This window comes from Streptomyces sp. NPDC037126, assembly GCF_055605965.1.
Map to the genome: position 1 here is coordinate 70,827 of NZ_JBVJTD010000005.1, position 25,321 is coordinate 96,147.

Genomic DNA, 25,321 nt, shown 5'->3' on the forward strand with positions numbered 1-25,321 from the left:
GTGAGAGGCCGGACCGACTGTACCCAGTCTCTGCGGGAGGCGCCGGACAGACGGCCCCCGGCCCCTGCGGGAGGGGCGAGACGGACTGCACCGGCCCCCTGCGGGAGGGGCCGGTTCGGATCCGCCGCGCCCCTTGTGGGTGGGGCCTCAGGCAACTCGGGTGGCGCCTGCGAACGGCATCTCGTCGATGGGGGCCACGCGCACTGGGGCCGAGGGGTTCGGGGCGTGGATCATCTGGCCGTTGCCGATGTAGATGCCGACATGGCTGACGCCGGAGTAGAAGAACACCAGGTCGCCCGGCTGGAGTTCGGAGCGGGAGACGCGCCGGCCCGCGTCGATCTGAGCGTAGGTGGTGCGGGGCAGAGAGACCCCCGCGGAGCGGTAGGCGGCCTGGACCAGGCCCGAGCAGTCGAAGGCGTCGGGGCCGGTCGCGCCCCACACATAGGGGCTGCCGAGCTTGGAGTACGCGTAGGAGAGGGCCGCCGCGGCACGGGAGTCGGGAGCCGCGACGGAACCGGACTGCTCCAGGGCCTGCCGGGTTCCGGAGTCGGACCGGGAGGCGCGGTCCGGCGAGCCACCGCCGGTTCCGGTGAGCTGGCCACGCTCCTGCGGGGTGAGCCGCGCCAGCAGCCGCCGGGCCTCGTCCAGCTTGCCCGTGATGGTCTTCTTCTGCCGCCGAAGGTCGGCCTGCCGCGACCGGAAGGAGGTCAGCTCCGCCCGGGCGGCGCCGCGCAACCGCTCGATCTCCTGCAACTGTCGGTGCACCTGTGACACGGCGGCGGCCTGCCGGTCGCCGACCCGCTCCGCCACCGCGGCGTCGTCCAGGTACCGGTCCGGGTCGCTGGAGAGGGCGAGCTGCCAGGCCTGGTCGATACCGCCCTCGCGGTACTGCGCGGCCGCGACCGAACCGAGCGCGTCCCGGGCCGCGTCGAGCTTCTGCTCCTTGCGGGCGGCCTCGTCCGCCAGCGAGTTCACCCGCTGCTGCGCCGCGTCCGCCTGCTCCTTCGCACCGTCGTACTGCTGCGTGGCGGTCTCGGCCTGCTGGTACAGCTCATCCACCCGGGCCTTCACCTGAGCCGGAGTCAGCTGGGGTTCGGCGTGACCCGTCCCGTCGAAGGCCGTCGCGGTGGCCGCGCCCGCCAGGGCGAGGGTGACGGCCGTCCGGGCCGTATGGCCACTGAGCGGGCGTTGCCGGGGCTTGCGGTGCGCTGCCACCTGGACCGTCACGTCCTTCCGTACGACTCGTACGCCCTAGCGGTCGGTACGCCCGGCGGCGGCTCGTACAGGGGGAACGCGCCACCGCCGGGCCTTTCTCGGCGGAGGTGGCCGGCAGCCGCCCCTGGCCCGGGCGGCGATGGGGAGCCGGTCACCTGGGGGAGGACGCTAGGCCCGTCTGTGACGAGTCGGTAACGCGGTGTACGGAACTGGCCCCGACGGATCGCATCGTGGCGCTATGTGACCGTGTCACCGATCCGGAGTCGCCCTCTTCACGCAGCGTGGTGACCGAAGCGCGGAAAGTGGGACGGGCGGGAGGGATGGGGTGCTATGGGGCGCATATATGCAAGATCCGCGCGGGGTGCTGTTGCGGCGTGTGCGCCCCCAGCGGCTCCCCGGCCGGTCCCTCCGGTGACGCCGGGTGGGATCCCTGACCGTGCGGCGCGGGGCCCGCGGGTTCCATGACCGGGGGCGGTGGGGGAGGGGCGGGCGCCCCTGGTTAGGCTCCGGCCCCATGGACGTACTCATCCATCTGTTCGTCGGCCTGCACATCATCGGCATCGCCGCGCTGCTCGGCGGTTTCCTCACCCAGATGAAGGCGATGGGCCAGGGCGCGGCCCGCTTCGTTCCCGGGATGCTGCACGGCGCGCTGACCATGCTGGTCACCGGTGTGGTCCTGGTCGGGCTCAACCAGGCGCAGAGCCACCACATCAACACCATCAAGATCGGTGTGAAGCTGGCGCTGCTGATCGTGATCCTCGGTCTCGTCTACGTCAGGCGCGACGAGGAGCGGATCGACAAGGCGCAGTTCGGACTCGTCGGCGGGCTCACCGCGGTGAACATCTTCATCGCCGTGCTGTGGACCTGACGGTCAGCGCGCCCCAGCCGCTCCGGTGCGGGCCCCGTGCAGCGCACCGGCGGCGACCCACAGCCACGCCGCCACCGCCACCCACACCAGCACGCGTCCCGGCCCCCTGAGCCACGGAATGCCCACGGCGGCTGCGACGGACAGTGTCGCCGCCGCCGTCATCCCCATCGGGAAGACCGTCGACCACCGGCGCCCGTCGTAGAGCGTCCGGGGCCGCGCGGCCTCGGCGACCAGCAGCACCAGGTACCAGGCCAGGTCCAGGACGAGCAGCGCCACCGTCACGTTGCGCAGCACGCCGTGGTCGTCGTCGTTCCACAGGTACACGATCGAGTTCCCGGCCAGGAGCAGCCTCGCCCCGGCCAGCGCCGAGATGGCGAGCGCCCCGCCCGCGATCCAGTGGTCCCCGGCCCCCTCCAGCAGCTGCCGAGGCTCGAAGCGGGCCAGGGCGAGGCAGTAGAGCACAAGCCCCAGCCAGAACAGCACCAGGGCGGCGTGCGCGAGCCACTCGACGGCCTCGGCCGCGGCCAGCGTGGCAGCCAGCACGGCGAGCCCCTCCGTGGCCACGCAACTCAGGAACACCGCTCCCGGCATGCGCCACTTCCAGTGCTGCATGACGAGCACCAGCAGCACCGGCCAGAGCAGCGTCGCGAGGGCCAGCAGCGCCTCGGCCAGGGTGTACCAGCCCAGCGCCGCGAACCGGGTGCCCAGCACGGCGGTCGCGGCGACGGCTGTGAGCGCGCCGGGACTCTCCGCCTCGGCGACCCAGCGCCGCCGGTCGACGGCCAGTCGCAGGACGAAGTCGGCGGCGAGAGCGACCCAGGCGACGCTCGTCATCGCCAGGGCCAGCAGGGACAGCGTCTCGTTGTCCGTCAGGTGCAGGCACACCGAGATGATGCCGGTCGCCATCACGGCGGCGCCGGCGGCCGGCGGCCGGTCCGCCCACCACGCACGCAGACCTTCGATGCCGGGCATGCGCCCGATGCTAGGCAGTGGCGTGATCCTGATGGGCGGGGCACGCGCGCGAGGCCACGAAAAAACCCGCCTCCCGGAGGAGGCCGAAACCTCGCCTCCCGGAGGAGGCCGATACCCCGCCTCCTGGAGGAGGACTGTGCCTCGGGGTTGCCGGACGCCTTCGAGGGACGCCGGTGCCTTCGAGGGGGCGTGGGTCCCTTCCAGGGGCGCGGGCCCGCTTGGGGTGCCTGCCCTCATGGGGGTCACCGGCCCCTTGAAGCGATGCCGATCTCTTCTGGTGGGCCGTTCCAACGGGAGGCGCCGGCAGCCTTGCGGGCGGCGTCCCTCGGGGAGTTGCCGATCCTTCGTGGGAACGGCCGGCCTCTTGGGGGCGCCCGCACCCTGTGGGAACGCCGGCTTCCTTGGAGGACGCGGTCTCCTCGGATGTCGGCCCCATGGCGGGGGCGCCCGGTTCCTCAGGCCGGCCGCACCACGCTGTGGATGACCGACTCGTCGCCGTGGTGGACGGGTTCCTCGCGGACGTACGCGCCGGGGCCGGGGGCGTGGATCATCATGCCGTCGCCGGTGCAGAGACCGACATGGCTGATGTCGTCATAGAAGAAGACCAGGTCGCCGGGGCGCGCCTCGGCCAGGGGCACCGTGCTGCCCGCGCCGGCCTGGTCGCGCGTGCTGCGTGGAAGGGCGACGCCGGCGGACTTCCACGCGGCCTGGGTCAGGCCCGAGCAGTCGTAGGACCCGGGACCGCTGGCCCCCCAGACGCACGGCTTGCCCGTCTGGGCGCGGGCGAAGGCGACGGCCTCCTCGGCCCGGGTGACGTTCGAGGAGCCACCCGCGGCCTCCTGCTGCGACCGGCCCTCCTCCACGACCGCGAGCCGGGCCGTCTCCCGTGCCGCCAGCTGTGTCAGCAGCACGCGCGCGGAGGCGAGCTTTTTCTGCACCCTGGCCTTGGCGGCCCTCGGACCGGCGTCCGACTCGGTCGGCGCCTCGCCCACCGACCCGGCCGGAGCCGTGTGCGCCGTCGCGGACGAAGGCCGGTGCTGCGTCTCGGGCGGGCCCGCGTGCTGCGTCCCGGCCGCCGCCACGTGCAGCGACTCGGCCGTCGTCCGGTGCCGCCCCCCAGTCGCGGCCCGGCGTGGCGACGCGGCGGGAGCGGCGTGCGGAACTCGGGGCGAAACCACGTGCGGCATCCCAACCGGGAGCACCTGCGGCATCTGTATCGAGGCCTCGTGCAGTCCCTCGGCCGGGGCGCCGTGCGGCATCCGGGTCGGCGCCTCGGCCGGTGCCACGTGCGACATCGGTATCGAGGCCCCCTGCGGCGTCTCAGCCGAAGCCATGTGCGATGTCTGCGTGGGTCCCCCGCGCAGCCCCTCGGTCGGGGCGCCGTGCGGCACCTGGGCCGGCGCCCCGTGCGGGCCTCCGGCCGAAGCGGAGTCCGCCACCTCGACCGCGACCCGGCGAGGCGCCCCGGTCGCAGCCGTGTGCTGCGTGCCGGTCGCGCCGGTGGGCTCCATCCCTCTCGCGGCCGCGTGCTGCATCCCGATCTCACCGGCGTACGTCATGCCGGCCGCACCGCCGTGCGCCACCCCGCCCACAGCAGCGTGCCGCATGCCGATCTCGCCGGTGTGCGTCATCCCGGCACCAGCCGCGTGCCGCACCCCGGTCGTGCCGCCGTGCTTCGTCCCGGCCGGGCCCGCGTGCTGTGCTGCCGCCATGCCTCGGCCGTCCGTTCCGGCCGGAACGCTGTGCGGCGGCTCGGACGGTGGTGGGGGTGGGGTCTGGGGTACGCCTGTGGGGCGGCTGCGGGGGCGGCCGGGGGTCCGGAGGTTCCTCGCGGCCTCCTGGCGCTCGACCGCGCTCTTCACGCGGGAGGCCAGCCGGTCCATCACGCGGCTCGGGTCGAAGTAGTCCTGCGCGGGCTCGGGCTGCGGCTGCGGCTGCGGTTCCGGCTCACTGCGGGGCTTGGTCAGGCGGACCGCGCGCCGCACCTCCTCGCGAAGGGCCTCGGCCCGCTCGCGCTGCCTGCCCGGGCTCTCGTTCTCCGCCGCCGAGTCGGCCCGGCGGTAGAGATCGTCGATCTTCTTCTCGATCTCCTCCAGGGTCGGTCGGCCGTGTTCGGTCGCGGGAGCGGCCTCGGCGGTCTGGGAGAGCACGGCCACCGAGGTGAGCGCGGCGGTGGCGAGGGCGGGGGTGCGGATGCCGGTCCCGGGGGGCCCGGCAGGGCGCGGCTTGCGGTGCGACGCCAAGGGAGGCGACTCCTTCCAACATCCGCCTACCGGGTTAGCTGTCGGGTTCGGGCGGGTGCTTCGGAAGGGTTGCCCTACGGCGTCGTCCCGGGCGGGAGTCGGCCGATTCACCCCAGGATCGGTGGGTCCCCGGCTCCGGGCACCGTGCGGGGCGCGCCGGACTCGGCGGAGGCCGCGCGGCCCGGCGAGGTTCGCCGGAGAGGGGGCGTGCGGCCTGACGGAAACCTAGCCAACACGTGTGTCTTCTGTGAAGGTTGGTGCGAGGTATGTCCGATACATTTCCGTGACCTGAGGGCGAATTCACGTACGCGTGACCAGGTGCTTCCGCAGTGTGAGGCGCTGATCGGCGCTCGGAATGCCAAGATCGGCTCTCCCCGAACCGGCCATGTTCCGGGGACCGCGACCGGTTGTCGGTGGGGCGCCCTAGACTCGTAGAGCGATGAGCAGCCTCTTTGACGACAGCTTCCTGGCGGACCTCCAGACCCCTCGCGGGCACGAGGAGGAGCCTCCGCCGCCGCCCGAGGACGATCACGCTCCGGAGCCGGTTCCGGACGATCTGTTCGGCGGGAAGTTCGACGCGCCGCCGGACCGGGACGCGTACTACCGCGACGGCGCCCCCCGGCCGGCGATCGACGCGGCGGCACTGCTCGAGGGGCTGAACGAGAACCAGCGTGCCGCGGTCGTGCACGCGGGCTCGCCGCTGCTCATCGTCGCGGGTGCCGGCTCCGGCAAGACCCGGGTGCTCACCCACCGCATCGCCCACCTGCTCGCCGAGCGCGGCGTCCACCCGGGCCAGATCCTCGCGATCACCTTCACCAACAAGGCCGCGGGCGAGATGAAGGAGCGCGTCGAGCAGCTCGTCGGGCCGCGTGCGAACGCGATGTGGGTGATGACCTTCCACAGCGCCTGCGTGCGCATCCTGCGCCGCGAGTCGAAGAGGCTCGGCTTCACGTCGTCGTTCTCGATCTACGACGCCGCCGACAGCAAGCGCCTGATGGCCCTGGTCTGCCGCGACCTGGACCTCGACCCCAAGCGCTTCCCGCCGAAGTCCTTCAGCGCCAAGATCAGCAACCTGAAGAACGAGCTGATCGACGAGGAGGACTTCGCCGGCCAGGCCACCGACGGCTTCGAGAAGACCCTCGCCCAGGCCTACGCGCTCTACCAGTCGAGGCTGCGCGAGGCCAACGCGCTGGACTTCGACGACCTGATCATGACGACGGTCAACCTGCTGCGCGCCTTCCCTGACGTCGCCGAGCACTACCGCCGCCGCTTCCGGCACGTCCTGGTCGACGAGTACCAGGACACCAACCACGCCCAGTACGCCCTCGTGCGCGAGCTGGTGGGGACGGGCGAGCGTGACGAGGACACCCCGCCCGGGGAGTACGACATCCCGCCGGCCGAACTCTGCGTGGTCGGTGACGCGGACCAGTCCATCTACGCCTTCCGCGGCGCGACGATCCGCAACATCCTCCAGTTCGAGGAGGACTACCCGGACGCGACGACGATCCTGCTGGAGCAGAACTACCGCTCCACGCAGACCATCCTGTCCGCCGCCAACGCGGTCATCGAGCGCAACGAGTCCCGCCGCCCGAAGAACCTGTGGACCAACGCCGGCCAGGGCGCACGGATCACCGGCTACGTCGCCGACACCGAGCACGACGAGGCCCAGTTCGTCGCCGACGAGATAGACCGCCTCACGGACGCGGGCGAGGCGCGCGCCGGCGACGTCGCCGTCTTCTACCGCACCAACGCCCAGTCCCGTGTCTTCGAAGAGGTCTTCATCCGCGTCGGCCTGCCCTACAAGGTCGTCGGCGGGGTCCGCTTCTACGAGCGCAAGGAGGTCCGGGACGTCCTGGCCTACCTGCGGGTGCTGGCCAACCCGGAGGACTCGGTGCCGCTGCGCCGCATCCTCAACGTGCCCAAGCGGGGCATCGGCGACCGCGCCGAGGCGATGATCGACGCCCTCGCGCAGCGCGAGAAGATCAGCTTCCCGCAGGCACTCAAGCGCGTGGACGAGGCATACGGCATGGCCGCGCGCTCCACCAACGCGGTCAAGCGGTTCAACACGCTGATGGAGGACCTGCGCACGATCGTGGAGTCCGGCGCCGGACCGGCGACGGTGCTGGAGGCCATACTCGAACGCACCGGCTACCTGGCCGAGCTGCAGGCGTCCACCGACCCGCAGGACGAGACCCGCATCGAGAACCTCCAGGAACTCGCCGCCGTGGCACTGGAGTTCGAGCAGGAGCGCGCGGAGGGAGAGGCGGGCACGCTCGCCGACTTCCTGGAGCAGGTCGCCCTGGTCGCCGACTCCGACCAGATCCCGGACGAGGAGGACGGCGACGGCGTCATCACCCTGATGACCCTGCACACCGCCAAGGGCCTGGAGTTCCCGGTCGTCTTCCTGACCGGCATGGAAGACGGCGTCTTCCCACACATGCGCGCCCTCGGCCAGAACAAGGAGCTGGAGGAGGAGCGGCGCCTGGCGTACGTGGGCATCACGCGCGCGCGGGAGCGGCTGTACCTCACGCGGTCCTCGCTGCGCAGCGCCTGGGGCCAGCCCTCGTACAACCCGCCCTCCCGCTTCCTGGAGGAGATCCCGCCCACCCACGTGGAGTGGAAGCGGACCGGGGCGACCGCGCCGGTGTCCTCCGGGCCGGCCTCCGGTATCACCGCCTCGCTCTCCTCGAGCCGCTCGCGCTCCTCGGCGTCGGGCGCGTCCGGGTTCGCCACGCGGCGCACCGCGGAGAAGCCGGTGGTCGCGCTGGCCGTCGGGGACCGGGTCACACACGACCAGTTCGGGCTCGGCACGGTCGTCGGGGTCAAGGGCACGGGTGCGAATGCGGAGGCGACGATCGACTTCGGCGACACCAAGCCGAAGCGTCTGCTGCTGCGGTACGCGCCGGTGGAGAAGCTGTAGGCCAAAGGGCCCCGCCGTCCGGCGGGGCCCTTTCGCGACCGCTACGTGGGATCGAGCCCGTGGCTGCGCAGCCACGGCAGGGGGTCGATGGCCGCCCCGCCCGCGGGCCGCACCTCGAAGTGCAGGTGCGGGCCGGTGGAGTTGCCGGAGTTGCCGGAGTAGGCGATCGGCTGGCCGGCCTTGACGACGGTGCCGGGGGCCACGCGGTAGCTGGACAGGTGGCAGTACCAGGTCTGCGTGCCGTCCTTGGCCGTCACCATCATCATGTTGCCGTAGGCGCTGTTCCACTTGGTGGTGACGGTGCCGTCGGTCGCTGCCATCACCGTGGTGCCGTAGGCGACGGGGAAGTCGATGCCCGTGTGCACGGACATCCAGTTCACGCCCGCCTGGCCGAAGTAGGCGCTGAGCCCCTTCTGGGTGACCGGCAGCACGAACTTGGGGCGCAGCCGCTCCTTGAGCGCGGCCTCGGCGGCCGCCTTCTTCTTCTCCTGCTCCTGCTGTGCCTTGAGGTCGATCCGCTCCTGGGTACGGCTCGCCCGGTCGGCGAAGTCGTCGGCGCCGGCCGACAGGGTCCTGAGCTGGGTGTCCAGCTTGCTGTTGGCGATGGACGGCTTGACCGCGTGGGCGTCCGAGGCGGAGGCGGTGGTGTCGCTGCCGCCGTCGGTCAGCGCGCCGACGGAGGCAGCGGCGATCCCGGCGACCCCCATCACGCAGGCCGAGGGCACGGCGACGGTGAGCAGCGCGGAGCGCTTGGCGGGCATACGGCGGCGGGAACGCGCCGCCCCCCGGGAGCCCGCGCGGCCCGCCGGAACCGGGGTGATCTCTTCCTGGCCGTCCAACAGCTCGGGCACGGCGGGCAGTTCGCCGGTCGAGGTCAACTCGCCGTCACTGGCCGGGGGTTCATCGAAGTCCGTGTCCCCGTAGGGGGGTTGCTCAAAGGCGCCGGTCGCCTGCGGGTCGCAGGCGACCTGCTCGAACGTGGCGGTCGCCTGCTGGTCGAACGGTTCGGCGGCAAGTCCGGACCCGGCCGGTACGGCCTGCCCGTCGGAGTTCCACTGCGTGGCGTCGTACGCGCCGGTGTCGAAGGTCTGGGTGCCCCAGGCCCACTGCTGGGTGGGGGCCGCGCCGCCCTGCTGGTCGGGATGCAGCCACGCGCCCGCGTCCCACTGGCCGCTGACATCGTTCCCCGTGGCCTGCGCGGGGACGGTCCAGGCGGTGGTGTCGTACGCGCCGGTGCCGTAGACGGGCTGGGCCGGGTACGCGTCGTAGGCGGCGTTCTGACCGGTGCCGGTCTGCCACTGCGTGGTGTCGTAGGTGCCCGTGGCCTGCGCGCCGCCCGGGTGGCCGCCGAAGAGCGGGTCCGTGCCGAAGGGTTGGGCCGCCGGGGAACCGTCCGTGAAACCGGTGGCGTCGTAGCCGCCGTACGTGGTGAAGTCGCCGTAGGGGGCTTCCTGTGTGCCGTACGGCGCGTAGTGCGCGGTGGAGGCGTCGGAAGCCGGGGCCGGGGTGGTCATGGTCCCCGACGGGTGACGGTCGTTCACCAACTTCTCTTTCGCCTCGACAACAGGGGCTGCCAGAGCAGTGCGGTGACTGTACCCGGCGGTATGCGGGCGCGACAATCTTCCGCCGGTTTCACGCGGGCCGGAAACGGGCATTCAGCGGTGTTTCGGCGACGGCGGGACGCGCGCTTGGCTTTGTGTTCGATGAGCGTTCGATGTGAGGCCGCCGTGCATCACCGATGAGCGGGCTGTGCGGCGCCCCTGTCCCGCCCCTGTTCCATCCCCCGGGTCATCCCTTCGGCGCTCGGCTCAGGCGACCGTGAGGCCCTCCGCGACCCGGTCCCCGGGCCGGGCCGTCTCCAGTGCCTCGCGTATCCCGGCGGCCACGGCGGGGTGCACGGGCAGGGCGAGGTGCCCGATGCCGGTCACCCGGACGTTCTGCGCGTCGAGGTCGGGGTGCTCCAGACAGGCCGACTCCAGCGGGTCCATCAGGGAGTCCAGGTCGCTCCAGAAGCTGACGAACCGCGTACGGCACCCGGCGGCGGGCCGCCCCAGCTCCTCGATCACCTCGGAGCCGGGCCGCATCTGGCGCACGATCGGGTGGGCGTCGGCCAGCGGGGCCACCCGGGTCCCGGAGTGCGGGGTGCCGAGGGTGACGAGGGTGCGTACCCGAAGGTCACCACCCAGGCACTGTACGTAGTACCGCGCGATCAGGCCCCCGAGGCTGTGTCCCACGATGTCGACCCGGGCGCTGCCGGTGCGCTCGCAGATCTCCTCCACGTGCCGCCCGAGCAGCTCGGCCGCGATGCGGATGTCGCAGGTCAGGGGGGAGTAGTTGAGCGACTCCACCCGCTGCCTGCCGCGCTGGGCCAGGTTGCGGCGCAGCAGTACGAACACCGAGCGGTTGTCGATGAAGCCGTGCAGCAGCACGACCGGCGGGCCGGGGCGGACCGGCAGCTGCGCGGTGCCCTCACCCGCGGGCAGCTCGGGCGTTCGGCGCTCCTGGATCAGGCCCGTCGGATACAGCAGGAGATGACCGGCCAGGATCGCGGCTTCCAGGGCGGTCGCCTTCAGCAGCGCCATGGACAAACCGGCCAGTCTGCCCGGCCAGAATCGGCGGCAGAGCGGGAGGAAGAGTGGCAGTACCCCGGTGACCTTCATGGCCGACCTCCTGTCGGCACACCGGAGGACGGCTCGATCCCCCATGTGCCCTCATGTCCCACCGTGTGATTTCCCCCTCGCTGCGCACCGTAAAACTGCCGGTTGCGGGATGCTGGAGATAACGTTCGTTCACTTCGCGACGGGTGGCGGAACGCGCCAAAAGTGCGGTACTTGTCGTTACGGACGGAAGCGATCGCTTCCGTGGTCGTTTGATGGAGGCAGTGATGGTTGTGGCAGCCGGTCCGATCCGCGTGGTGGTCGCCAAGCCGGGGCTCGACGGCCACGATCGCGGGGCCAAGGTCATCGCGCGCGCCCTGCGGGACGCCGGTATGGAAGTCATCTACACCGGGCTGCACCAGACGCCTGAACAGATCGTCGACACCGCCATCCAGGAGGACGCCGACGCGATCGGCCTGTCCATCCTCTCCGGCGCGCACAACACCCTGTTCGCCGCGGTCATCGAGCTGCTCAAGGACCGCGAGGCCGAGGACATCCTCGTCTTCGGCGGTGGCATCATCCCCGAAGAGGACATCGCGCCGCTGAAGGAGAAGGGCGTCGCGGAGCTCTTCACGCCGGGGGCCACGACCGCGTCGATCGTGCAGTGGGTGCGGGAGAACGTCCGTCAGCCCGCCGCTTCCGGGGGCTGAGCCGAGAGGGCGCCGCGCGGGGGCAGGGGCTCCCGCGCATCGGCATCGCCGGGTGCCGGCGCCAGTTCGCCGGCCATCGCCGCCCGCAACCGCAGCGTCGTGACGAGTCTCTGGAACGCCTCCGCCCAGTAGCCCCCGGCGCCCGGTGCGGCATCCTCCCGCTCGTCGGGTATCGCCAGCAGCGCATCCAGCCGGGCGGCCTCCGCCGGGTCCAGACAGCGCTCCGCGAGCCCCATCACGCCGCTGAAGCTCCATGGGTAACTGCCCGCGTCCCGCGCGATGTTCAGTGCGTCCACCACGGCCCGGCCCAGGGTCGGATCCCACGGCACCGCGCACACCCCGAGCAGCTGGAACGCCTCCGACAGGCCGTGCGTCGCGATGAATCCTGCGACCCATACGGCCCGTTCCGCCGGCTCCAGCGCGGCCAGCAGCTTGGCCCGCTCCGCCAGTGACACCGCCCCCGGACCGCCCGCCTCCGGCGCCGACGGGGCGCCGAGCAGCGCCCTCGACCACTGAGCGTCCCGCTGCCGCACGGCCGCCCGGCACCAGGCCGCGTGCAGCTCGCCCTGCCAGTCGTCCGCCACCGGCAGCGCCGTGATCTCCCGGGCCGTCCGCCCGCCCAGGCGCTCCCGCCAGGTGCCGAGCGGTGCCGCTTCCACCAACTGCCCCAGCCACCATGACCGTTCTCCTCTGCCCGCGGGCGGTGTGGCCACCACACCGTCCCGCTCCATGGTGGAGTCGCACTCGAGCGGCGCCTCCACCACGATCACCGGCGAGTTCCCCGTATGATCCACGGCCACACATACCGTGGCCCGCATGGCCATGCGGGCGGCGAGCGCCGAACCGGGCAGCGCCGACAGCAGTTCCGCCGCTGTCGCCCGCACATTGCGGCTGCGGTCGCCCAGCGCCTGCTCCAGGAACGGCTCGTCCGCCGCGGACAGGCCCGTGCGCAGCGAGTCCAGGAACATCAGCCGGTCCTCCGCGCGCTCCGACGGCCAGGTCCCGGCCAGCAGCTCGCGGGCGAACGCGGGCGTACGGGCGCGCAGCGCGCCCAGCAGGGCCACCCGCTCGGCGAACAGCCCCTCCCGCCACAGCCGGCCCACGGCCTCGGCGTCCTCGGGGCCGGGCAGCGCCGCGCCGCCGCCGGGGGCCGAGCGCAGGGCGAAGCGCCAGTCCGGGTTGAACCGGGCCAGCCACAGCGCCCGGGGGCCCGCGAAGGCCAGCGCCGCCGGGCGCAGGTCCGTACGGCCCCGAGCCGCGTCCAGCAGGGCCGGGAGGGTCTGCGCGGGGGCCGCGTACCCGTGCGCGTTGGCCGCCGCGAGCCACTGCGGGAGCAGTTCCATGAGGTCCGGAGAGCTGCCCCGCCGGCCACCGCCCGTGCCGCCGGAACGGTCGGCCAGCAGCGTGGCGAGCCTGCGCGCCGCGGCCGGGGGCAGTGCGGGGCGTGGATCCTCTGGCGCCCGCTCCGGCCGCCGCGCCGCAGGCGCGGGCCGCAGCCCGGCCCGCCGCCGCACGGTGGCCTCGGCGGCCGCGTCCAGGAGCGCGACGGGCGCCGTGCGACCGGGCGTCACCCGCGCGAGGGGGCGCCGGTCGGTGCCGAGGAGGGCGGCGGTCACCAGGTCCTCCCAGGAACTCACGGGAGCCGTGCCATCACTTTCTGTTGCCGTCGTGTTCATCATGGCCCCTTGTCTTCCCGCGCCGAGATGGCGGGCAGGTCGTGCCGGTGAGGAGCGGGACCCCGCAGCCGGACGGTCCGGGTGGGCGCCTCGCGCGGTGTCAGTGGCTCGTCAGGGCGGAGCGGCACCGGCTCACCGGCGCGCTCGCGTCCTCCGGCCTGGCCGTGGGCGGAGTGAAGCCGAGGTGCGGGGGCGTGCCGTCTCCGTCGGCCGCCGTGCCGTTCATCGTGTTCCCGTCTCGTCGTGCGCCGGGAGCCCGGGCAGGGCCGCGCCGTGAGGGGCCTGCGGCGGGGCCGCGGAGCCGTGCGGCCCGGGTGGCTGTCCCGCGCTGTCCGTGGCGGGGTCAGCACAGGGCCACCCCCTCGGTCGCGTTCTCCGGCCATGCCGTGAGCGGGGTGAAGCCGCGGTGGCCGCATTCGCCGAAGACCGTCACGGGGGCGCCGCCGGACAGGGCGAGCAGCCTCCACAGGCCGGGGCGGGTGCGGGCGGCCCGGGTCAGCGGAAGGGCCGCGTCCTCGTCGGCGTCGGCCAGCTGCCACAGGTCGCCGTCCGGGACCGGCACGACCCGGTCCAGCGTCACCGGGACCGACTCCAGCCAGGGGTCGTCACGCAGGGCCGCGCCGTACCGGGCCGCCGCCTCGGCCGTGGTCACGCCCGGCGGGCGGAAACCTGCCGGGGCGGGCGCCGCGAACCGCTCGCCCAGGGCGGCCCGGGACTGACCCGCCCCCGGATACGCGGACAGTTCCGCGTCCAGGGCCAGACCGACCGGCAGGGACAGCTCCGGCGCCCGGCCGGCCGCACCGTACGACAGCAGCAGCCGGGTGTCGCCCGACGAGGCGCCGTGCAGCCATATCCGGCGGGTCGTCAGTTTCGCGTCCGCCGTGTCGTACTGGGCGAGGACCAGCCAACGGTCGCGCAACGACGGGCCGTCCGCCGAGGCGGGCAGACCGAGCCGGGAACGGACCGTGGCCGCGAGCGCCTCCGGCAGCCGGTCACGGCGCAGCCAGCCCTGGTCGAGCAGGTGCAGCAGCGCGCACTCCTCCAGCAAACGCGCCGGCCAGCCCGCCCCGGACGCCGAAACGGCCCCCAACTCCCTTACATGAGATGCCAGTCCGGGCGCCTGGGCGTCGACCATGCGGGCCGCCGTCTCGTCCCACAGGCCGTACCCGGCCTGCTCGGCCGAGGCCAGTCCGCCGCGCAGCAGGTCCGCCAGCCGCTGCTCCAGCTCCGTGGCCCCCGCTGTGACCCGCTCGGCCCGGCGCTCGGTCCGGCGCCGCGCCGCCTCCGAGTCAGCGGCCGGAGAACCCCCGCCCGGCTCCCCCCGTCTGCTCTCCGCGCGCACGCGCCGGCCCCTGAGCCACTGCCCGGCCCAGTCCGGCGGCTCCTGCGCCACCGGCACCGAGTCGTCCCCGCCGGCCCACAGCAGCAGCAGGCCGAGCGCGTGCTTGCACGGGAACTTCAGGCTCGGGCAACTGCACTTGAACCGGAGTGCCGCCGGGTCCGCCAGGTCCACCACCGTCTGGTACGGCCTGCTGCCGCTGCCCTTGCACAGCCCCCACACCGCCCCCTCCGTACGACTGCCCGTCCCGGACCACGGACCGGCCGTGCCGAGCCTTCCGCCCGCCTTGCGTGACGCGGCGTCAGGCGCCAGTGCCAGCACCCGGTCCGCGGTCCAGCGCACCCCCTGCTCAGTCATGCCACCGACGGTAGGTCCCGCCACTGACAATCCACCTGGCGGGCATGTTTCCGCAGGTCAGAGCGATTGTCAGTGGCGTGGTGCACGGTGGATCCCAGACCGAACCCGGCCGAGCTGGAGGGGGCCTCAGCCATGTCTGTGTCCGTGGACGCCACGTCCGTCGAACCGAGCACGAACCACTCCGCGAGCGCGAACGCGGGCACCCCCGCGGCCGCGGCCGAGGTGCTGCGGCCGCACGCCGAGCGCGCCTTCGCCGACGAACTCGCCGCGCTCGCCGCCCAGGACGACCGACCGCGCCCGGCCCGCTGGAAGCTGTCGCCGTGGGCGGTGGCGACGTACCTGCTCGGCGGCACCCTGCCGGACGGCACGGTGATCACACCCAAATACGTGGGGCCGCGGCGGATCGTCGAGGTCGCCGTCACCACGCTCGCCACCGACCGCGCCCTGCTCCTGCTCGGCGTGCCGGGCACCGCCAAGACCTGGGTGTCGGAGCATCTGGCCGCGGCCGTCAGCGGTGACTCGACCCTGTTGGTGCAGGGCACCGCCGGCACCCCCGAGGAGGCGATCAGATACGGCTGGAACTACGCGCGGCTGCTCGCCGACGGCCCCAGCCGCGCCGCCCTCGTGCCCAGCCCCGTCATGCGCGCCATGGCCGAGGGCATGACGGCCCGCGTGGAGGAGCTGACCCGCATCCCGGCCGAGGTGCAGGACACGCTGATCACGATCCTGTCCGAGAAGGCCCTGCCCGTCCCCGAACTGGGCGAGGAGGTCCAGGCGGTGCGCGGCTTCAACCTCATCGCCACCGCCAACGACCGCGACCGCGGCGTCAACGACCTCTCCAGCGCCCTGCGCCGCCGCTTCAACACCGTGGTGCTGCCGCTGCCGGCGAGCGCCGACGCCGAGGTCGACATCGTCACCCGCCGCGTCGGGCAGCTCGGCCGCTCCCTCGACCTGCCGGCCGGGCCCGACGGCATGGCGGAGATCCGCCGGGTCGTGACCGTGTTCCGCGAGCTGCGCGACGGCGTCACCGCCGACGGCCGCACGAAACTGAAGTCGCCCAGCGGCACGCTGTCCACGGCCGAGGCGATCTCCGTCGTCACCAACGGCCTCGCTCTCGCCGCCCACTTCGGCGACGGCGTGCTGCGCCCCGGGGACGTCGCCGCGGGCCTCCTCGGCGCGGTCGTGCGCGACCCGGCGGCCGACCGGGTCATCTGGCAGGAGTACCTGGAGGCCGTCGTGCGCGAGCGGGAGGGCTGGACGGACTTCTACCGCGCCTGCCGGGAGGTGAGCGCATGACCGACTCGGGCCGGACCGGGGCCGATGCCCCCGGACCACTGCTGCTCGGCGTGCGGCACCACGGGCCCGGTTCCGCGCGCGCGGTGCGGGCCGCCCTGGACGCGGCCCGGCCCGCCGTCGTCCTGATCGAGGGCCCGCCCGAGGCCGACGCCCTGCTCCCCCTGGCCGCCGACCCCGGCCTGCGGCCCCCGGTCGCCCTGCTCGCCCATGCCGTGGACGAACCCGGCCGCTCGGCGTTCTGGCCCTTCGCCGATTTCAGCCCCGAGTGGGTGGCCATCCGCTGGGCCCTCGCCCACGGCGTCCCGGCCCGCTTCATCGATCTGCCGGCCACCCACACCCTTGCGTGGGAGGAGCAAGGGCTCACCCGAGAGGAAGGGGAGGAGCCTCCGGCGGAGGCTCAGGCTGAGGTCGGCCCTGAGGCTGAGGCCGGCGCCGAGGCCGAGTCCGACCCCGGTCCCGGCGAGGACCAGGTCCGTGTCGACCCCCTTGCCGTCCTCGCCGAGGCCGCCGGGTACGACGATGCCGAGCGGTGGTGGGAGGACGTCGTCGAGCACCGGGGGCCGGGGGAGCGGGACCCCTTCGCGCCGTTCGCCGCGCTGGCGGACGCCATGGGGGCGCTGCGCGAGCGATATGGCGTCGGTGGGCGGCCCCGGGACCTGGTGCGCGAGGCGCACATGCGGCTCGAACTACGCGCTGCTCGCAGGGAGTTCGGGGATTCGGTGGCCGTGGTGTGCGGGGCCTGGCACGTTCCGGCGCTGCGTGAGAAGACCACCGTCGGCGCCGACCGGGCGCTGCTGAAGGGGCTGCCCAAGGTCAAGACCGACCTGACCTGGGTGCCCTGGACGCACCGCAGGCTGGCCCGGTCCAGCGGGTACGGCGCGGGCGTCGAGTCGCCGGGCTGGTACGGGCATCTGTTCGACGCCCCCGACCGGCCGGTCGAGCGATGGCTGACCAAGGTGGCCAGGCTGATGAGGGAGGAGGACCGGATCGTCTCCTCGGCGCATGTCATCGAGGCCGTACGGCTCGCTGAGACCCTCGCGGCCCTGCGCGGCCGCCCGCTCCCCGGCCTGGGGGAGACCACCGAGGCGGTGCGCGCGGTGATGTGCGACGGCTCGGACGTGCCCCTGGCGCTGGTACACGACCGGCTGGTGGTCGGGGACGTCCTGGGCGAGGTCCCCGAAGCCGCACCCGCGGTGCCGCTGCAGCGCGACCTGACGCGGCGGCAGCGGGCGCTGCGGCTCAAACCGGAGGCGGTGGAGCGCGAGCTGGATCTGGACCTGCGCAAGGACACCGACGCGGGCCGCAGCAGACTCCTGCACCGGCTGCGGCTGCTCGGTGTCGGCTGGGGCGAGCCGGCCCGGTCGCGGGGGAGCACGGGCACGTTCCGCGAGACCTGGCGGCTGCGCTGGGAGCCCGAGCTGGCGGTGCGGGTCGCGGAGGCGGGGGTGTGGGGGACGACCGTGCACGCGGCGGCGCAGGCCAGGGCGGAGGCGGACGCGGTCGCCGCGCGGGCCCTCGCCGACGTCACCGCGCTCGCCGAGCACTGCCTGCTCGCCGGGCTGCCGGACGCCCTGCCGGTGGTCATGCGGGTGCTCGCCGACCGCGCGGCCCTGGACGCGGACGTCGGGCATCTCGCACAGGCGCTGCCCGCCCTGGTCCGCTCCCTTCGCTACGGCGACGTACGCGGCACCGACACCCGGGCGCTGGCCGGGGTCGCCGCGGGGCTCGCCGAGCGGATCTTCGTCGGCCTCCCGCCCGCCTGTGCCGGGCTCGACGCCGACGCGGCCGAGGAGATGCGCGGTCACGTGGACGCCGTGCACACGGCGGTGGGGCTGCTGGGGGAGACCCTCGCGGATGCCGACGGGGCCGGGGCCGGTGGCAGCGGGGCCGAGGCCGGGAGTGGCAGGGCCGGGGCCGGCGGCAGCGGGGCCGGGGCCGGCGACCTGCGGGACCGTTGGCGTGCCGTGCTCGGCACCCTGTCCCGGCGGGACACCGTGCCCGGTGTAGTCCGGGGACGGGCGGTGCGGCTGTTGCTGGACGACGGCGGGCTGGGGCCCGAGGAGGCGGCGCGGCTGATGGGGCTCGCGCTGTCGCCGGGGACGCCTCCCACCGACGCGGCCGCATGGATCGAGGGGTTCGTCGGCGGTGGGGGCGGCATGCTGCTGGTGCACGACGAGCGGTTGCTCGGCCTGGTCGACGACTGGCTGACCGGGGTTCCGGCGGAGGCGTTCACGGACGTACTGCCCCTGCTGCGGCGCACGTTCTCGGTGTACGAGCCGGGTGTGCGCAGAACCCTCGGCGAACTGGTGCGGCGCGGACCGGGAGAACGGGTGGGAGGGCCGGCCCGGGGGGTCGCCACCCCCGGCTTCGCCGCCGAGGCGGACACCGAACGCGCCGATGCCGTGCTGCCGGTGCTGCGACTGTTGCTCGGTCTGGACGAGCAGCCCGGTGCAACCGATCACCACAGGCTTGCGGGGGTGGGTACATGACGACCGGACCGACGTCGACCGCCGGAATCGCGGCAACGGAGCGGCTTCGGCGCCGAGGGCGGCAGACGCCGGGCCTGAATGAACCAGCCTGGGCCGACCAGTCACAACAGCCTTGCGGGGGTGGGCGCACGACGGCCGATCGCAACAGCTCTGTGGGTTGTCGGCGCATGACGACAGATCACAACAGCTCTCTGGGGGTGGGTACATGACGACCGAAGCGACGCCGACCGTCGGCGACCCGGCAGGAGAGCGGCTTCGGCGGTGGCGGCTGGTGCTCGGTGGGGAGCAGGCCGACGGCACCGGGTGCGCGCTGTCCGGGCGGGACGCGGCGATGGACGGCACGCTGGCGGCCCTCTACGGCAAGGGGGACAAACCGCAGACGGGGCGGGACCGTTCGGCGGGGCTCGGTGCCTCGGCACCCTCCGTGGCGCGCTGGCTCGGGGACATCCGCACCTACTTCCCCTCCTCCGTCGTCCAGGTCATGCAGCGCGACGCCATCGACCGGCTCGGGCTCGCGTCCCTGCTGCTGGAGCCGGAGATGCTGGAGGCGGTGGAGGCGGACGTGCATCTGGTCGGCACACTGCTCTCGCTGAACAAGGCGATGCCGGAGACGACGAAGGAGACGGCGCGGGCGGTCGTGCTCAGGGTGGTGGAGGACCTGGAGAAGCGGCTCGCGACCCGGACCCGGGCCACGCTCACCGGCGCCCTGGACCGCAGCGCGCGCGTCAGCCGGCCGCGTCACCACGACATCGACTGGAACCGCACCATCGCGGCCAACCTCAAGCACTACCTGCCCGAGCACCGCACGGTCGTGCCGGAACGGCTCATCGGGTACGGGCGGGCGGCGCGGTCGGTGAAGAAAGAGGTGGTCCTCTGCATCGACCAGTCCGGGTCGATGGCGGCGTCGGTGGTCTACGCGTCCGTCTTCGGCGCGGTGCTCGCCTCCATGCGGTCGATCAGTACGCGGCTGGTCGTCTTCGACACGGCGGTGGTGGACCTCACCGACCAGCTCGACGACCCGGTCGACGTCCTCTTCGGCACCCAGCTCGGCGGCGGTACGGACATCAACCGGGCGCTCGCCTACTGCCAGTCGCAGATCACCCGGCCCGCCGAGACGGTGGTCGTGCTGATCAGCGATCTCTACGAGGGCGGTATCCGCGACGAGATGCTCAAGCGAGTGGCGGCCATGAAGGCGTCCGGTGTGCGGTTCGTGACGCTGCTCGCGCTGTCGGACGAGGGCGCGCCGGCCTACGACAGGGACCACGCGGCCGCGCTCGCCGCGCTGGGCGCGCCGGCGTTCGCCTGCACACCCGACCTGTTCCCCGAGGTGATGGCGGCGGCGCTCGAGAAGCGGCCGCTGCCGATACCGGACACCGCGTGACGCGGAGCGGGAAAGGGGCAGGAAAAGGGATATGACTACCCATCGGTAACAGGGGGCTTGCGCGGCCTCGGGCGGGGCGTGCAAGGATCGGCGGAGCCCGTGCCGTGCCGATCCCGAGGATGTCTCCCTCCTTGACCTTCCCAGCCACCCTCTTCGGTGCCTCCGTGCGCGCGCTGCGCACGGCGGTCGGGCGGCGTGCGCTTCAGCTGGCGCTGCTGGTGGGCGGGTTGTTCACGCTCGGGTTCCTCTGCGGCGGACAGGCCCAGGCGGCCGACCGCATTCCGGTGCCGGTGCCGGTGAAGGCGACATCGGCGCGGTCCGCGGTGACCGGGCACGAGAACCGGGTGGATCCGGTGGGCGCGGTGCGCACGGTGACCGACCGGGCCGCCGCCCCCGTACGGGACGTGGCGAGCGCGACGAGCACGACGTCCAGGTCCGCCGAGGACACGACGTCCAGGTCCGCCGGGGCCACGGTGACCGGGTCCGCCGAGGCCGCGGTGTCCCGGACCGTCGATGACACGCGGACGACGGCGCGCTCCCTGCGCCTGCCGAATCTCGACCGGGTGCCGGGTCTCAACCACGTCCCGGCGCTCAAGCAGGTCCCGGAACCCGTTGAGGTTCCGGAACTCGGTCAGGTGCAGAACCTCGGCCAAGTGCCGGGACTCAAGCAGGTGTCGGACCTCAACCCGGTGCGGGGCCTCGACGGGGCATCGCACCGCAAGGCGCCGGTGCCCGGCGTGCACCGGCACGTCGGTTCGGCGGCGAAGGCCCCGGCGAAGCGGCTGACGGTCCACGTCGTGGCGTCCGTGCCGGCGCCGGCCGTCGCGTACGGCCCCGAGGCACCCATGGCGTTCGCATACTCGGAGCAGGTCCACGCCGCGCATCGCACCGTCGTCACCGCTCCCGTCGCCCCGCGTCAGGGCCCCGCGCCCACCGGAGACCCGGACGGCGCGCTCGGCAAGCAGGCGGCCGACGGCAGCGCATTCCGCCACGGTGACGCGTTCGGCGTCACCCTCGACGACCGGGCGCCGGTGCGGCTCGCGCCCGGCTTCACCGCGCGCGTCGACGCGCCCGCGACCCGGGAACGGCACCGGGACATCCCCGTCTTCCCCGGCTAGGCAGCAGGGCCGACCTCCCCGCCACGGACCTGTCGCGCGGGGGCGGAACAGGTCTGCCCGCCCGTCCGGACCCCACCCGTGCTCAGCGCACTCCGGACGGAACCCCTAGCCGTATTCAGCCGTTTCCGAAGGATTTGACGCACGCAATGAACAAGAACATTCGCCGTTCGATCGTGATAGCCGCCGGTGTCACCGGTGCCTGGGCGCTCGGCTCGGCCGCTGCCAACGCGGACGAACTGCCCGCGTCCTCCCTCTCCACGCCGGACGCCGGCACCGACGCGGGTACCGGCGCCACCGGCGCACTCGGCGACACCGTCGACGGTGTCGTCGGAGTCGTCAGCGATGTGCACGACACCGTGACCGGCCTGACCGGCGCGGCGACCTCGACGGTCTCGTCGGCCTCGGGCACGACCGGCGAGGCCGTGCGGGGGGCAAAGGGTGCCACCGGCGTCCCGGCCGCCGCGGACCAGGCTCGCCGGCACGCCGACGTGCAGGCCCCGGCCGCGGCCCGGATCAGGGGGGCCCAGGTCATCAAGGGCGCCCGCGCCGCCCGCGCCGAGCAGGCGCGCGACCGGGCGCAGGTCGAGGCGGAGGGCGCACGGCTCACCGCAGGCGCCGAGGCCGGGGCCGCGCGGACCGCGCAGACCGCGCACACGGTGGCCCACACCGCGCACTCGGTCCCCACCACCCCGCAGGACGGGGTCGACTACCTCTTCGGCCCCCTGGCGTCCTTCGCTCCCGAGGTGGAGGAGGCCCTGGCCGCCGCCCAGACCAAGCTCCAGGCCGTGCAGGCGGCCGCGCGCAGCCGGACCGAGGGCGTCGACGGCGTCGTCCGCACCACCGCGCAGCGGGCCGTCGCCGGTGCGCAGGGCCGGACCGCCGGGGCGACGGCCGCCGCGCGCGGCACGGCCGCCGAGGCGACCGGCGCGGCGGAGGCCTCCGTCGCCGCCGTGCCCGCGCATGTCACCGGCACGGCCACCGGCGCCGGGCAGCAGGTCGTCGGCACGGTGCGGTCGGTCCCGGGCGTGGCCGTGCCGGTCGTGGACGAGGCGGCTTCCGCCGCGGTGCCGCCGGTGGCCTCGGCGGCCGTCGACGGGGCCGTGCCGCTCGCCACACGGACGGCGGCGGGCGTGGCGCCCGCCGCCGGGCACCTGGTGACCGGTGTGCACGGGACGGCCGCCGACGCGCTGGCCGGGGTGGGCGGAACCGCCGTGGGCGGGGTCGCCGGGGTGCGGAGTACGGCCCTGGGCACCGTGGCCGGGGCGTACGGAACCGTGACGGGTGCCGCGTCCGGAGTGCACGGGACGGCCGCGGACGCGGTGTCCGGTGTGTACGGCGCGGCCGTGGACACGGCCGCCGGCGCCCAGGGTGTGGCGGCGGACGCGGGCGCCGGTGCGGCCGGGACGGCGCTGTGGGCACAGGACGGTGTGCACGGGGTGGCCGGGGGTGCGTGGGCCGGGGCGTACGGAGCGGCCACGGGTGCGCGCGCGGACGCGTCCGGCGTGGCGAGCGGAGCCGTGGGGGACGGCCGGGCGCTCGCCGGGGGCCTTCCCGGGTACGCCACCGGGCTGGCCGGTGGCGTCGCGCGGGACACCACCGACGCGGTGCTGCCGCCGGCCGCCTCCGCCGCCGTGCACGGGATCGCGCCGGTCGCCGGGCAGGCCGTCTCGGACGCGGGCGCGCTCGCGTACGGCGTCCACGGCGACGCCCTGGCCTTCGCCGGCGGGCTCACCGGTGAGGTACCCCCGCTCGCGCACGGTGTGACCGGCCAGGCCGGGGCCTTCGCGGAGGGCGTCACCGGCCAGCTCCCGCCCTACGCGGCCGGCATCACCGAGGCGGCCCGGCCGCTGACGAACACCGCCACCGCAGCGGCCAGGCCGGCCACCGACATCGCCACCAACACGGCGTACCAGGCGGCAGGAACCGCCACCGGCACCGCGTACCAGGCGGCCGGAACCGCCACCGGCACCGCGTACCAGGCGGCCGGGACCGTGACCGGCACCGCGTACGCGGCAGCCGGAACCGTCGCCGGAACCGCCACCGACACCGCGTACCAGGCAGCCGGAACCGCCACCGGCACCGCGTATCAGGCCTCCGGCGCCGTGCACGCGACCGTCGACGGCACCGTACGGCCGGTGGCCGACGGGGTCGGCGGGAGCACGGCCGGTCTGGTTCACGGCATGGCGGACGAAGCCGGGCCCTTCGCGGGTGGTGTGGCCGCGCAGGCCGCGCCCGCTGCCGGGCAGGTCACCGGCTTCGCGCACGACCTCCACGGCACCGTGCGGCGGACCGGCGGGGCACTGGCCGGGCACGCGGCCGACGGCCTCGAAGGGACCGCCCGCGCGACCGTACCCGCGGACCTGCAGAACGACGTGCGCACAGCCGTACCAGCGGACCTGCAGAACGACGTCCGCGCGGCCGTGCCCGGGGACCTGCGGGATCCCTACGGCGTGCGGGGCGCCGCGCAGGGCATGGGTTACCGGGGGTATCAGGGCCTGGGGCACCAGGGCTGAGTCCCCTTACGCTCCGCGGGGTCGCCGTACCCGGACGGCCGAATGCCGTCGGTCCGTCCGGACGGACCCCCGCGGTCGGGGCGGGTGGTCCCCATTGGGGTGGGGATCAACCGCCTCCAGCCCCGGTTCCCCCGGGGCCGCAGGGAGGCCTCACCGGGTCAACCCCAGCCCGGTGAGGCCTCGCACCCCACCCCCCCCGGAGCCCCCACGGCTCGGCACGCGGTGCCAGGAAAACCGGCATCATGTGACAGGTATCACCGCTCAGGTGTGACCCTCGATTTAGGGAGCCCCCGCGAGCGGAGATAACCTGCGAGACGGACATGCCGCGCGCTCGGACACCGTGTGCGCCCCCCTAGTGACAAGCGGACGTCACGTTGCCCTTCGCGGCACGCCCACGCATCCAACGAACCGCGAGATCACTGATAGGGACGGAAGCGCGTGGACCTGTTCGAGTACCAGGCGAGGGACCTCTTCGCCAAGCACGATGTACCGGTGCTGGCCGGTGAAGTCATCGACACGCCTGAGGCGGCGCGCGAGATCACCGAGCGTCTGGGCGGCAAGTCCGTCGTCAAGGCGCAGGTGAAGGTCGGTGGTCGTGGCAAGGCCGGTGGCGTGAAGCTGGCCGCCTCCGCGGACGAGGCCGTCGCCCGTGCGACGGACATCCTCGGCATGGACATCAAGGGCCACACGGTCCACAAGGTGATGATCGCCGAGACCGCTCCGGAGATCGTCGAGGAGTACTACGTCTCCTTCCTCCTCGACCGTGCGAACCGCACCTTCCTCTCCATCGCCTCCGTCGAGGGCGGCATGGAGATCGAGGAGGTGGCGGCCACTCGCCCGGAGGCCGTCGCCAAGACCCCGATCGACCCGATCGACGGCGTGGACGAGGCCAAGGCCCGCGAGATCGTCGCGGCCGCCAAGTTCCCGGCCGAGGTCGCGGACAAGGTCGCCAACGTCCTCGTCAAGCTGTGGGACACCTTCATCAAGTCGGACGCCCTCCTCGTCGAGGTCAACCCGCTCGCGAAGGTCGCCTCCGGTGACGTCATCGCCCTCGACGGCAAGGTGTCGCTCGACGAGAACGCCGAGTTCCGCCACCCCGAGTACGAGGAGCTCCACGACAAGGACGCCGCCAACCCGCTCGAGGCGGCCGCCAAGGCGAAGGGCCTCAACTACGTCAAGCTCGACGGCGAGGTCGGCATCATCGGCAACGGCGCGGGTCTCGTCATGAGCACCCTGGACGTCGTCGCGTACGCCGGTGAGCAGCACGGCGACGTCAAGCCCGCCAACTTCCTGGACATCGGCGGTGGCGCCTCCGCCCAGGTCATGGCGAACGGCCTGGAGATCATCCTGGGCGACCCGGACGTCAAGTCCGTCTTCGTGAACGTCTTCGGTGGCATCACCGCCTGCGACGAGGTCGCCAACGGCATCGTGCAGGCCCTGAAGCTCCTCGAGGACCGCGGCGAGAACGTCTCCAAGCCCCTCGTCGTCCGCCTCGACGGCAACAACGCCGAGCTCGGCCGACAGATCCTCACCGACGCCAACCACCCGCTGGTTCAGCGCGTCGACACCATGGACGGCGCGGCCGACAAGGCCGCCGAGCTGGCCCACGCCGCCAAGTAAGCACTCA

Annotated in this window: 15 protein-coding genes, 1 pseudogene and 1 riboswitch; of the genes and pseudogenes, 9 read left to right on the forward strand and 7 right to left on the reverse strand. The window is 73.7% G+C overall.

Annotation, left to right across the window (positions count from 1 at the left end):
• Positions 1-147 precede the first annotated feature (147 nt).
• Positions 148-1,215 (reverse strand): C40 family peptidase, encoded by a 1,068-nt coding sequence (locus ACZ7FF_RS14315; protein ID WP_470812341.1) that lies wholly within the window; start codon positions 1,213-1,215, stop codon positions 148-150.
• Positions 1,216-1,729: 514 nt separating this feature from the next.
• On the opposite strand from ACZ7FF_RS14315, the gene ACZ7FF_RS14320 reads away from it, so the two are divergent.
• Entirely contained in the window at positions 1,730-2,083 is a 354-nt protein-coding gene (locus ACZ7FF_RS14320; RefSeq protein WP_470812343.1) for a hypothetical protein, read from the forward strand.
• 3 nt (positions 2,084-2,086) lie between these two features.
• Here ACZ7FF_RS14320 and ACZ7FF_RS14325 read toward each other — a convergent pair whose 3' ends face one another.
• Positions 2,087-3,055: an SLAC1 family transporter gene (locus tag ACZ7FF_RS14325; protein WP_470812345.1), complete on the reverse strand. Its 969-nt coding sequence runs from the start codon at positions 3,053-3,055 to the stop codon at positions 2,087-2,089.
• A gap of 455 nt (positions 3,056-3,510) precedes the next feature.
• A pseudogene (locus ACZ7FF_RS14330) lies at positions 3,511-4,041 on the reverse strand (C40 family peptidase); the annotation flags it as partial.
• A gap of 1,265 nt (positions 4,042-5,306) precedes the next feature.
• A riboswitch (cyclic di-AMP (ydaO/yuaA leader) is annotated at positions 5,307-5,476 on the reverse strand.
• Positions 5,477-5,737: 261 nt separating this feature from the next.
• On the opposite strand from ACZ7FF_RS14330, the gene pcrA reads away from it, so the two are divergent.
• Complete coding sequence (gene pcrA, locus ACZ7FF_RS14335) at positions 5,738-8,218, forward strand: DNA helicase PcrA (protein WP_470812347.1); 2,481 nt, start codon at positions 5,738-5,740, stop codon at positions 8,216-8,218.
• Between the two features lie 41 nt (positions 8,219-8,259).
• Here the strand turns inward: pcrA and ACZ7FF_RS14340 are convergent, their stop codons facing one another.
• Both ACZ7FF_RS14340 and ACZ7FF_RS14345 read right to left on the reverse strand, forming a co-directional pair.
• Entirely contained in the window at positions 8,260-9,759 is a 1,500-nt protein-coding gene (locus ACZ7FF_RS14340) for a M23 family metallopeptidase (RefSeq protein ID WP_470812349.1), read from the reverse strand.
• 267 nt (positions 9,760-10,026) lie between these two features.
• Positions 10,027-10,878, reverse strand: coding sequence for an esterase/lipase family protein (locus ACZ7FF_RS14345; protein WP_470812350.1), 852 nt, complete (start codon positions 10,876-10,878; stop codon positions 10,027-10,029).
• Between the two features lie 224 nt (positions 10,879-11,102).
• Between ACZ7FF_RS14345 and ACZ7FF_RS14350 the strand changes: the two genes are divergently transcribed.
• Positions 11,103-11,525 carry a cobalamin B12-binding domain-containing protein gene (locus tag ACZ7FF_RS14350; protein WP_470812352.1) on the forward strand — a complete coding sequence of 141 codons (423 nt, stop codon included), beginning with the start codon at positions 11,103-11,105 and terminating at the stop codon, positions 11,523-11,525.
• On the opposite strand, the gene ACZ7FF_RS14355 is transcribed toward ACZ7FF_RS14350, so the two are convergent.
• Together ACZ7FF_RS14355 and ACZ7FF_RS14360 are read right to left on the reverse strand one after the other, a co-directional pair.
• Entirely contained in the window at positions 11,501-13,204 is a 1,704-nt protein-coding gene (locus ACZ7FF_RS14355; protein WP_470812354.1) for a DUF5691 domain-containing protein, read from the reverse strand. The genes ACZ7FF_RS14350 and ACZ7FF_RS14355 overlap by 25 nt on opposite strands.
• A gap of 340 nt (positions 13,205-13,544) precedes the next feature.
• On the reverse strand, positions 13,545-14,897 hold the full coding sequence (locus ACZ7FF_RS14360) for an SWIM zinc finger family protein (RefSeq protein ID WP_470812356.1): 1,353 nt from the start codon (positions 14,895-14,897) through the stop codon (positions 13,545-13,547).
• A gap of 132 nt (positions 14,898-15,029) precedes the next feature.
• Between ACZ7FF_RS14360 and ACZ7FF_RS14365 the strand changes: the two genes are divergently transcribed.
• From ACZ7FF_RS14365 to sucC, 6 genes are all read left to right on the forward strand, one after another.
• A complete protein-coding gene (locus ACZ7FF_RS14365) occupies positions 15,030-16,193 on the forward strand; it encodes an ATP-binding protein (RefSeq protein WP_470812358.1) in 1,164 nt (387 codons plus the stop codon).
• Positions 16,190-18,682, forward strand: coding sequence for a DUF5682 family protein (locus ACZ7FF_RS14370; RefSeq protein WP_470812359.1), 2,493 nt, complete (start codon positions 16,190-16,192; stop codon positions 18,680-18,682). Before ACZ7FF_RS14365 ends, ACZ7FF_RS14370 begins: the two co-directional genes overlap by 4 nt.
• Positions 18,683-18,887: 205 nt before the next feature.
• Positions 18,888-20,063, forward strand: coding sequence for a VWA domain-containing protein (locus ACZ7FF_RS14375; RefSeq protein WP_470812360.1), 1,176 nt, complete (start codon positions 18,888-18,890; stop codon positions 20,061-20,063).
• Between the two features lie 131 nt (positions 20,064-20,194).
• Positions 20,195-21,181, forward strand: a complete 987-nt coding sequence (locus ACZ7FF_RS14380; RefSeq protein WP_470812362.1) for a hypothetical protein — start codon at positions 20,195-20,197, stop codon at positions 21,179-21,181.
• 146 nt (positions 21,182-21,327) lie between these two features.
• Entirely contained in the window at positions 21,328-23,694 is a 2,367-nt protein-coding gene (locus ACZ7FF_RS14385) for a hypothetical protein (protein WP_470812363.1), read from the forward strand.
• 438 nt (positions 23,695-24,132) lie between these two features.
• Positions 24,133-25,314, forward strand: coding sequence for an ADP-forming succinate--CoA ligase subunit beta (sucC, locus tag ACZ7FF_RS14390; protein ID WP_470812365.1), 1,182 nt, complete (start codon positions 24,133-24,135; stop codon positions 25,312-25,314).
• Positions 25,315-25,321: the final 7 nt, after the last annotated feature.